Origin of the sequence: Virgibacillus sp. DJP39, assembly GCF_049310925.1 — a bacterium.
GTDB lineage: Bacteria > Bacillota > Bacilli > Bacillales > Amphibacillaceae > Virgibacillus_F.
This window is the reverse complement of sequence record NZ_JBMERP010000016.1, coordinates 55,952-64,754: the sequence shown is the minus strand read 5'-3', so window position 1 is coordinate 64,754 and position 8,803 is coordinate 55,952. Positions and strand designations below refer to the sequence as shown.

8 protein-coding genes and 1 riboswitch are annotated in these 8,803 nt (G+C 41.5%); all 8 genes read left to right on the top strand.

The window, feature by feature from the left end:
• Positions 1-205 precede the first annotated feature (205 nt).
• Positions 206-306: riboswitch (purine riboswitch) on the top strand.
• A 196-nt stretch (positions 307-502) separates the two neighbouring features.
• The 8 genes from purE to purF are packed head-to-tail and all read left to right on the top strand — an operon-like array spanning position 503 to position 8,653.
• Positions 503-994, top strand: coding sequence for a 5-(carboxyamino)imidazole ribonucleotide mutase (purE, locus tag ACOI1D_RS07770; protein WP_422500630.1), 492 nt, complete (start codon positions 503-505; stop codon positions 992-994).
• Positions 981-2,111, top strand: a complete 1,131-nt coding sequence (purK, locus tag ACOI1D_RS07765; protein ID WP_422500629.1) for a 5-(carboxyamino)imidazole ribonucleotide synthase — start codon at positions 981-983, stop codon at positions 2,109-2,111. The genes purE and purK overlap by 14 nt, the downstream gene beginning before the upstream one ends.
• On the top strand, positions 2,108-3,403 hold the full coding sequence (gene purB, locus ACOI1D_RS07760; RefSeq protein ID WP_422500627.1) for an adenylosuccinate lyase: 1,296 nt from the start codon (positions 2,108-2,110) through the stop codon (positions 3,401-3,403). The genes purK and purB overlap by 4 nt, the downstream gene beginning before the upstream one ends.
• Positions 3,404-3,414: 11 nt before the next feature.
• Positions 3,415-4,128, top strand: a complete 714-nt coding sequence (gene purC, locus ACOI1D_RS07755; RefSeq protein WP_422500626.1) for a phosphoribosylaminoimidazolesuccinocarboxamide synthase — start codon at positions 3,415-3,417, stop codon at positions 4,126-4,128.
• Positions 4,125-4,376 carry a phosphoribosylformylglycinamidine synthase subunit PurS gene (gene purS / locus ACOI1D_RS07750; protein ID WP_422500625.1) on the top strand — a complete coding sequence of 84 codons (252 nt, stop codon included), beginning with the start codon at positions 4,125-4,127 and terminating at the stop codon, positions 4,374-4,376. Before purC ends, purS begins: the two co-directional genes overlap by 4 nt.
• On the top strand, positions 4,373-5,056 hold the full coding sequence (purQ, locus tag ACOI1D_RS07745; protein WP_422500624.1) for a phosphoribosylformylglycinamidine synthase subunit PurQ: 684 nt from the start codon (positions 4,373-4,375) through the stop codon (positions 5,054-5,056). The genes purS and purQ overlap by 4 nt, the downstream gene beginning before the upstream one ends.
• Positions 5,040-7,268, top strand: coding sequence for a phosphoribosylformylglycinamidine synthase subunit PurL (gene purL / locus ACOI1D_RS07740; protein ID WP_422500623.1), 2,229 nt, complete (start codon positions 5,040-5,042; stop codon positions 7,266-7,268). Before purQ ends, purL begins: the two co-directional genes overlap by 17 nt.
• Complete coding sequence (purF, locus tag ACOI1D_RS07735; RefSeq protein WP_422500622.1) at positions 7,244-8,653, top strand: amidophosphoribosyltransferase; 1,410 nt, start codon at positions 7,244-7,246, stop codon at positions 8,651-8,653. The genes purL and purF overlap by 25 nt, the downstream gene beginning before the upstream one ends.
• The last annotated feature ends 150 nt before the right edge of the window (positions 8,654-8,803 follow it).

Here is an 8,803-nt window from a genome sequence, read left to right as displayed (position 1 = left end):
GTATTGAATCGCTTATGGTATACCTAGCTTCAGAGGATTCATCGTATGTGATACACTTTAATAGTGGAGCAATGGTAAGTTCATAATGCAAGTTCCAGACAATATAATACACATTTTTGAACAAAACACGAACATTAAATATATTATTTGATGAAATGTTCGATATTAATTTGACATACCTATCTCGATTTTGATATTCTTAAACTAACAAATGAATACGATTCCTCATATATTTGCTGAGAATATGGCTCAGAAGTTTCTACCCAGTACCGTAAATACTGGACTATGAGGGAGGATGAATCGTTGCGGGTGCGCAATGGTCGTTTTAATGTGTAAGGATAAGTCTATTCATCTTCTCTCATAACTGAGGGAGATGCATAGACTTTTTTATTTAATTAATTCGACTACCAACCGATCACGGATCGAGAACCGCCTTAGAATCGTTCACTAGTCAAACAAAAACGAATAAAGTTAAAAATTATAAAACAGAAAGAGGGATTTTATGGCTTTAGTTGGTGTAATTATGGGAAGTATTTCAGATTGGGACACAATGAAGCATACGTGTGACATATTAGACGAACTTAAAATTCCTTATGAAAAAGATGTTATTTCGGCTCACCGGACTCCTGATAAAATGTTCGAATATGCAAAGAATGCTAAGGAACGTGGATTAAAGGTGATTGTTGCAGGTGCCGGTGGTGCAGCACATTTACCGGGAATGGTAGCAGCACAAACTACTTTGCCCGTAATCGGTGTGCCAGTTGAAAGTAAGGCATTAAATGGTCTTGATTCACTTTTATCAATCGTCCAGATGCCTGGTGGTGTTCCGACTGCTACGGTAGCAATTGGAAAGTCTGGAGCGAAAAATGCCGGTATACTTGCCACGCAGATAATTGGAGCATTTGACCAGGATGTAACAGATAGATTAGTAACTTACCGCGCGAACATGCAGGCAAGTGTTGAAGAAATGAGGGCTGACCTTGCAGAAAAATAAAATTATTTTACCTCCAAAGACTATCGGGATTATCGGTGGTGGGCAGCTTGGAAGGATGATGGCAATTGCTGCGAAGTACATGGGCTATCAGGTTGCTGTGCTTGATCCTACACCGAACTGTCCAACTGCACAGGTTGCAGATAAGCAAATTACAGCGGCATTTGACGACCTTGAAGCAATTAGACAATTAACAGCGTTAAGTGATGTGGTCACCTATGAATTTGAAAACGTTGATTTAGAAGCTGCGACTTATATAGAAGAAACAGGAAAGTTACCACAGGGTGGATTTGCGCTTGAAATTACTCAAAATCGTGAGAAGGAAAAGCGTATTATGCGTGAAGTTGGTCTTCCGATACCTGATTTTTATATTGTGAAAAATGGCTCGGAATGCGAAAAGGTACTAAATGAAATCACTTACCCCGCTGTTATCAAAACATGTAGTGGTGGGTACGACGGAAAAGGTCAGATTAAACTAACAGGCGAAGCGGATGCAACTGAAGCAATGGCTTTTGCAGACAAGCACCAACATTGCATCATTGAAAAATGGGTGTCGTTTGATAAGGAAATTTCGGTCGTGTTTACACGCTCGCAAAGTGGTGAAGTTGAATTTTTTCCAATCGCTGAAAACGAGCACAAGGAACATATTCTGTACAAAACCACTGTTCCGGCAACAATTAGTAATACGGTTAAACATAAAGCAATTGATGCAACAATTAAATTAGCTGAAAAAATGAACATAGTTGGAACGTTTGCAATTGAGATGTTTGTAGATGGGGAGGCTATTTTTATAAACGAAATGGCTCCGCGTCCACATAATTCTGGGCACTATACGATTGAGGCATGCAATATCTCGCAATTCACGCAGCACATCCGGGCAATTTGTGGCCTGCCTTTAACTAACGTTGAATTATTACAGCCAGCAGCAATGATAAACGTATTAGGTGCAGACATGGAGCGTGCGCTTGCGTACATGTCGAACTCTAATGATGGTTACATCCATCTCTATGGTAAGGATGCTGTAAAAGAAAAACGTAAGATGGGACATATTACATTTATTGCGGAAACGAATGAACGAGTAGACAAATTAGTTAGAGATTATGAGGGGGAAAAAGCATGATTGAACGGTATACAAGAGAAGAAATGGGCAACATTTGGACAGAGGAAAATAAATTTAAGGCCTGGCTTGAAGTTGAAATTTTAGCATGTGAGGCGTGGAGCGAGCTTGGAACGATTCCGGCTGACGATGTGAAAACAATGCGTAAGAATGCATCCTTCGATATGGACCGGATCTATGAAATCGAACAGGAAACCCGTCATGATGTTGTTGCGTTTACGCGTGCTGTTTCAGAAACACTTGGGGATGAGCGGAAATGGGTGCATTATGGCTTAACTTCAACGGATGTGGTAGATACTGCCCTCTCCTACTTACTAAAACAGGCTAACGCAATTATTCGCAGGGACCTAACGAACTTTGTTGAAATTTTAAAGAATAAGGCAATTGAACATAAACACACCGTTATGATGGGACGTACACATGGGGTGCATGCTGAACCAACTACTTTTGGTTTGAAACTGGCATTGTGGTACGAGGAAATGAAACGTAATCTGGAGCGCTTTGAAAATGCAGCAAAAGGAATTGAGTTCGGAAAGTTGTCCGGAGCAGTTGGGACATATGCAAATATCGATCCATTCGTTGAAAAATATGTTTGTGAAAAATTAGGGTTAACACCAGCGCCAGTTTCGACACAAACGCTGCAACGCGATCGTCATGCGGATTATGTATCGACCTTAGCATTAATCGGATCATCGATTGAAAAGTTTGCAACAGAAATTCGCGGTCTGCAAAAAACAGAAACTCGTGAGGTTGAAGAATTTTTTGCAAAAGGTCAAAAAGGTTCTTCAGCAATGCCACATAAACGTAACCCAATCGGTTCGGAAAATATGACTGGGATGGCCCGTGTCCTGCGAGGATATATGACGACAGCCTATGAAAATGTTTCTTTATGGCATGAGCGTGATATTTCGCATTCATCTGCAGAGCGGGTGATTTTGCCTGATGCGACGATCGCATTGAATTATATGCTGAACCGTTTCTCAACGATTGTAAAAAATCTTACCGTCTTCCCGGAAAATATGAAGCGGAACATCGATCGTACGCATGGGGTTATTTTTTCCCAACGCGTATTGCTTTCGTTGATTACCAAAGGAATGGCTCGTGAAGAAGCGTATGATATCGTGCAGCCGACCGCAATGGAAGCATGGGAGAGCGCAACACACTTTAAGGACTTAATTGAAAAAGATGAGCGATTTACAAGTAAGCTGACACAGGCTGAAATTGATGACTGCTTCGACTATACGTACCATTTGAAAAATGTGGATCAAATCTTTGAACGAATTGGATTAGCGTAGGGGGAATGGTGATGAAAACGGAACTTTTGTATGAAGGAAAAGCGAAAAAGGTTTATCGGACAAAGGATAGACAGGATCAACTAGTTCTGGCATATAAAAACGATGCAACTGCTTTTAACGGAGAGAAAAAGAGTAGCTTTGATGGTAAAGGAAGGTTAAATAACGAAATATCTTCCTATATTTTTCATTATCTGTCCGAGCAGAACATTTCATCACATTTCATCGAAAAGCTAAATGAAACCGAACAACTGGTTAGTGAGACAAAGATTATTCCAATTGAAGTGGTGGTACGCAATCTTGCAACTGGAAGTATTACGAAACGGCTGGGCATTGAAGAAAAAACACCATTCAGTCCGCCACTTGTTGAATTGTTTTATAAAGATGATGCACTAGGCGATCCACTTATTAATGATGAACATGCACTGATTCTGTCTGACGCAACGACAGAGGATTTGGCAGGAATCAAACAAATGACGCTACACATTAATAACGTTCTGCAAAAGCTTTTTCTGGAGATCAATCTTACACTGGTAGATTTTAAATTAGAGTTTGGCCGTCTTAAGGATGGAAGCATTGTACTGTCTGATGAGATTTCACCAGACACATGCAGACTTTGGGATTTGGATACACAGGAAAAAATGGATAAGGATGTTTTTCGTCAGGATTTAGGAGATTTGCTTCATGTTTATAAAGTAATACTACAGCGACTGGAGGCAAGATCATGAAAAAAGTAACGGTTTATATCACATTAAAGCAAGGGGTGCTTGACCCACAAGGGAAGGCGATTCAGAATTCCCTGCATTCACTGGGCTATAAAGAGGTACAGGAGGCACGTGTTGGTAAGTTTATTGAACTGCATGTTGATGATACGGAAAATATTGATGAGCGAATCAAAGCAATGTGTGACCAATTACTTGCCAATCCAGTGATAGAAGACTTTCGTTTTGATGTGGAGGAGGCTGTTCAATCGTGAAATTTGCCGTAATCGTTTTTCCAGGATCTAATTGTGACCGGGACATGTATCATGCCGCCAAAGAAATCTTAAAAGAAGATACCGATTTAGTATGGTATGAAAATAGTAATCTAGAAAACTATGACGCAATTTTACTACCTGGTGGTTTTTCTTATGGAGACTACCTGCGATCAGGTTCTGTTGCAGCGACATCCAAAATTATGCAGCAGATTAAGGACCATGCAGCGAAAGGGAAGCCTGTTCTCGGAATCTGTAATGGGTTTCAAATTTTACTGGAAGCGGGACTACTGCCTGGTGCGATGCTGCGGAATAAAAATCTGGCATTCATGTGTCACCAGGAGGAGCTGCAGGTCGCCAATAATTCGACGATGTTTACCACGCAGTACGAAGCTGGTGAAGTTGTTCGTTATCCGATTGCACATGGTGAAGGAAACTACTTTTGTGACGAGAGCACATTAGCAGATTTACAGAAAAATAATCAAATCGTGTTTACCTATAAAAATAATCCGAACGGCTCGGTTGCTGATATCGCAGGAATTATCAATAAAGAAGGAAATGTACTTGGAATGATGCCACATCCAGAACGTGCTGTTGAAGAATTGCTTGGCAGTGCTGACGGTGTAAAGCTTTTTCAATCAATCGTCAACAATTGGAGGGAAACACATGTTGTTAACGCATGAAATCAACCCAGAACAAATTGAATCGGAAAAACTTTACAAAGGTATGGGGTTAAGTGACGAAGAGTTTCAAATGGTAAAAACAATTCTAAAACGCCGTCCGAATTTCACGGAAACAGGAATTTTTTCGGTTATGTGGTCAGAGCATTGCAGTTACAAAACTTCAAAGCCGCTACTCAGTAAATTTCCGACAAAAGCTCCACATGTCTTACAGGGACCTGGAGAAGGCGCTGGTATTATTGATATTGGAGACGAGCAGGCGGTAGTTTTTAAAATTGAAAGCCATAATCATCCATCAGCAGTTGAACCATATCAAGGTGCTGCGACGGGGGTTGGCGGAATTATTCGTGACGTTTTTTCAATGGGAGCACGTCCAATTGCGATGATGAACTCACTCCGGTTTGGAAACTTAACGACAGACCGGGTTAAATATCTTTTCAAAGAAGTTGTCCATGGCATTGCTGGATATGGAAACTGTGTTGGTGTTCCTACGGTTGGCGGGGAAATCCAATTTGACGATAGTTATGAAGGAAACCCGCTAGTTAATGCAATGTGTGTTGGATTAATTGATCATAAGGATATCCAAAAGGGAATTGCTGCTGGAATCGGAAACACGGTAATTTACGCTGGTGCAGCAACAGGGCGCGATGGTATTCACGGGGCAACTTTTGCTTCTGGCGATTTGGCAGAAGATGCTAACAAAGACCGTCCAGCAGTTCAAGTTGGCGATCCGTTTATGGAGAAATTATTAATTGAAGCATGTCTAGAAGTCATTCATTGTGACTCACTTGTTGGAATGCAGGATATGGGTGCTGCAGGTCTTACATCATCTGCTAGTGAAATGGCAAGTAAAGCTGGTACTGGCATGGTGATGGACTTGGATTTAGTGCCACAGCGTGAGCAAAATATGAACGCATATGAGTTAATGTTGTCTGAATCCCAAGAGCGTATGTTACTCGTTGCAAAAAAAGGACAGGAACAGGAAATCATAGATATTTTTGAAAAATATGGCTTACAGGCTGTAGCGGTTGGTGAAGTAATTGAGGAAAAAGCATTTCGCCTAAAACAACATGGTGAAATTGTAGCTGATATTCCTGTAGATGCATTGGCAGAGGAAGCGCCTGTCTACAATATGCCATCAAAAGAAGCGGTATATTTTAAGGAGTTTCAAAATAAATTCGAGGCTGTTCCAACTATTGACGATCATGGTGACATGTTAAAGCAATTACTGCAACAACCGACTATCGCAAGCAAAGAATATGTATACGATCAATACGATTCAATGGTTCAAACAAATACGGTGGTAGCGCCAGGATCAGATGCCGCAGTAGTACGAATCAAAGGAACAAATAAGGCGCTAGCTATTACAACGGATTGTAATTCACGCTACATTTACCTTGACCCGGAAACTGGTGGAAAAATAGCGGTAGCAGAGGCCGCACGAAATATTGTCTGCTCCGGTGCTAGACCGCTTGGCTTAACAGACGGCCTTAATTTCGGAAACCCAACAAATCCAGAAGTATTTTGGCAAATGGAGAAAAGTGTTGAAGGCATGAGCAGTGCGTGTGAAGTACTGGAAACACCTGTTATTAGTGGCAATGTTTCGTTATACAACCAGTCAAAAGGCAGTGCGATTTTTCCAACACCTATCGTTGGAATGGTTGGATTAGTAGAATCGCTTGATCATTTAACACCAAGCTACTTTCAACATGCTGGTGATCTGATCTACTTAATAGGTGAGACGAAACCAGAATTTGGCGGAAGTGAATTACAGAATGTTATCGAGGGATCATATTCTGGCAAGGCACCAAGCATTGATTTGACTGTAGAAAAAGAACGACAAAATCAATTGCTGGACGCCATTCACCAGGGCCTTGTTTCCTCTGCCCATGATCTTGCTGAAGGTGGACTTGGCGTAGCATTAGCTGAAAGTGTTTTTTCGAAAAAAGGGTTAGGTTTGGAAGTAACAATTGGAGAAGATTTTACAACTGAATTATTTAGTGAAACACAATCACGATTTTTAGTTTCTGTAAGCCGAGCAAATCAACAGACCATCGAATCAGTTATCAAAGATGCTGTGCAGATTGGTACTGTAACTAACGATGGTCAAATTGTCGTTCAATCAGGTGGGAAGAACGTTATCGCGGAAGATGTTGAATCACTTCAATCATTATGGAGAGGGGCTATTTCATGCTTGCTGAAATCAGAGGCTTAAACGAAGAATGTGGCGTTTTTGGAATATGGGGTCATGAAAAGGCGGCTGAACTCACGTATTACGGGTTACATGCCTTACAACACAGAGGTCAGGATGGTGCAGGTGTTGTAACAAGTGACGGAGAAAAGCTAAAACTTCATAAAGGATTAGGTCTAGTTAATGATGTGTTCAAACATGCAAAATTTGATGAACTTCAGGGCCGTGCTGCTGTTGGTCATGTTCGTTACGCAACACAAGGTGATGGTGGATTTGACAATGTTCAGCCACTCCTGTTCCGTTCACAAAAAGGCAGTCTGGCACTTGCGCATAATGGCAATATCATGAACGCACATAAACTTCGCGGCGAGCTTGAGCTTGAAGGCAGTATACTGCATACATCATCGGATACTGAAGTACTGGCCCACTTGATTAAACGGAGTAAGTCAGATGACTTTGAAGAATCAATTATGGAGGCGCTTCGAAGTTTAGTAGGTGCATATGCCTTTATCATTCTAGAAGAAGATACGATGTATGTTGCAACAGACCCGAGGGGATTACGTCCACTTTCACTTGGTAGATTAGGAGATAGCTATGTTGCAGCATCTGAATCATGTGCATTTGATTTAATCGGTGCAACACTGGAGCGCGATGTAGAGCCAGGTGAATTGCTTATTATAAATAAAGATGGTATTCGCTCAAGGACATTTCAGGAAAAAGAGGCGCGTACCATGTGTGCTATGGAGTATGTCTATCTTTCCAGACCAGATAGTGATATAAACCGAGTAAATGTGCATGCTTCACGGAAAAGAATGGGTGTTGAATTAGCGAGAGAGGTACCAATTGATGCAGATGTTGTTACTGGTGTACCGGATTCCAGTATTTCTGCTGCAATAGGGTACGCCGAAGAAACAGGTCTTCCATATGAAATGGGAATTATCAAAAATCGTTATGTCGGACGTACATTTATCCAGCCATCTCAAGAGCTTCGTGAACAAGGGGTTAAAATGAAGCTTTCTCCAGTACGCGGCATTGTCGAAGGAAAACGCGTTGTGATGATCGATGATTCAATCGTTCGTGGTACAACGAGTAGACGAATCGTACGTATGCTGAAAGAGGCAGGAGCTAAAGAGGTTCATGTACGGATAGCTGCTCCACCTCTTCAACATCCTTGTTATTACGGAATTGATATGTCAAGTCGTGATGAATTAATTGCGGCAAATAACACCATTGATGAAATTGCGGAAATAATTGGTGCTGACAGCCTTGCTTATTTATCAGATGCAGGACTCGAACGCGCGATTATACGAGAAGACGTACCAAACCAGGGTATTTGCACAGCCTGCTTCACAGGAAATTACCCAGTAAAAGAAAAAGGCCAAACAGAAATCGAGTACACAAGGCTGTAAGAAAAGCGAAGGCGACTGTTCAGAAGCGGACGCATAAGCAGGGAACCGAAGAACGCAAGGTTTATAGCGTTCGAAGTGTTCAATGCTTATGACGGCAGCTGCTAGGAGCCAAAGCTAGCCAAGAAAAGCGGAGGCGACTGTTAGAGCACG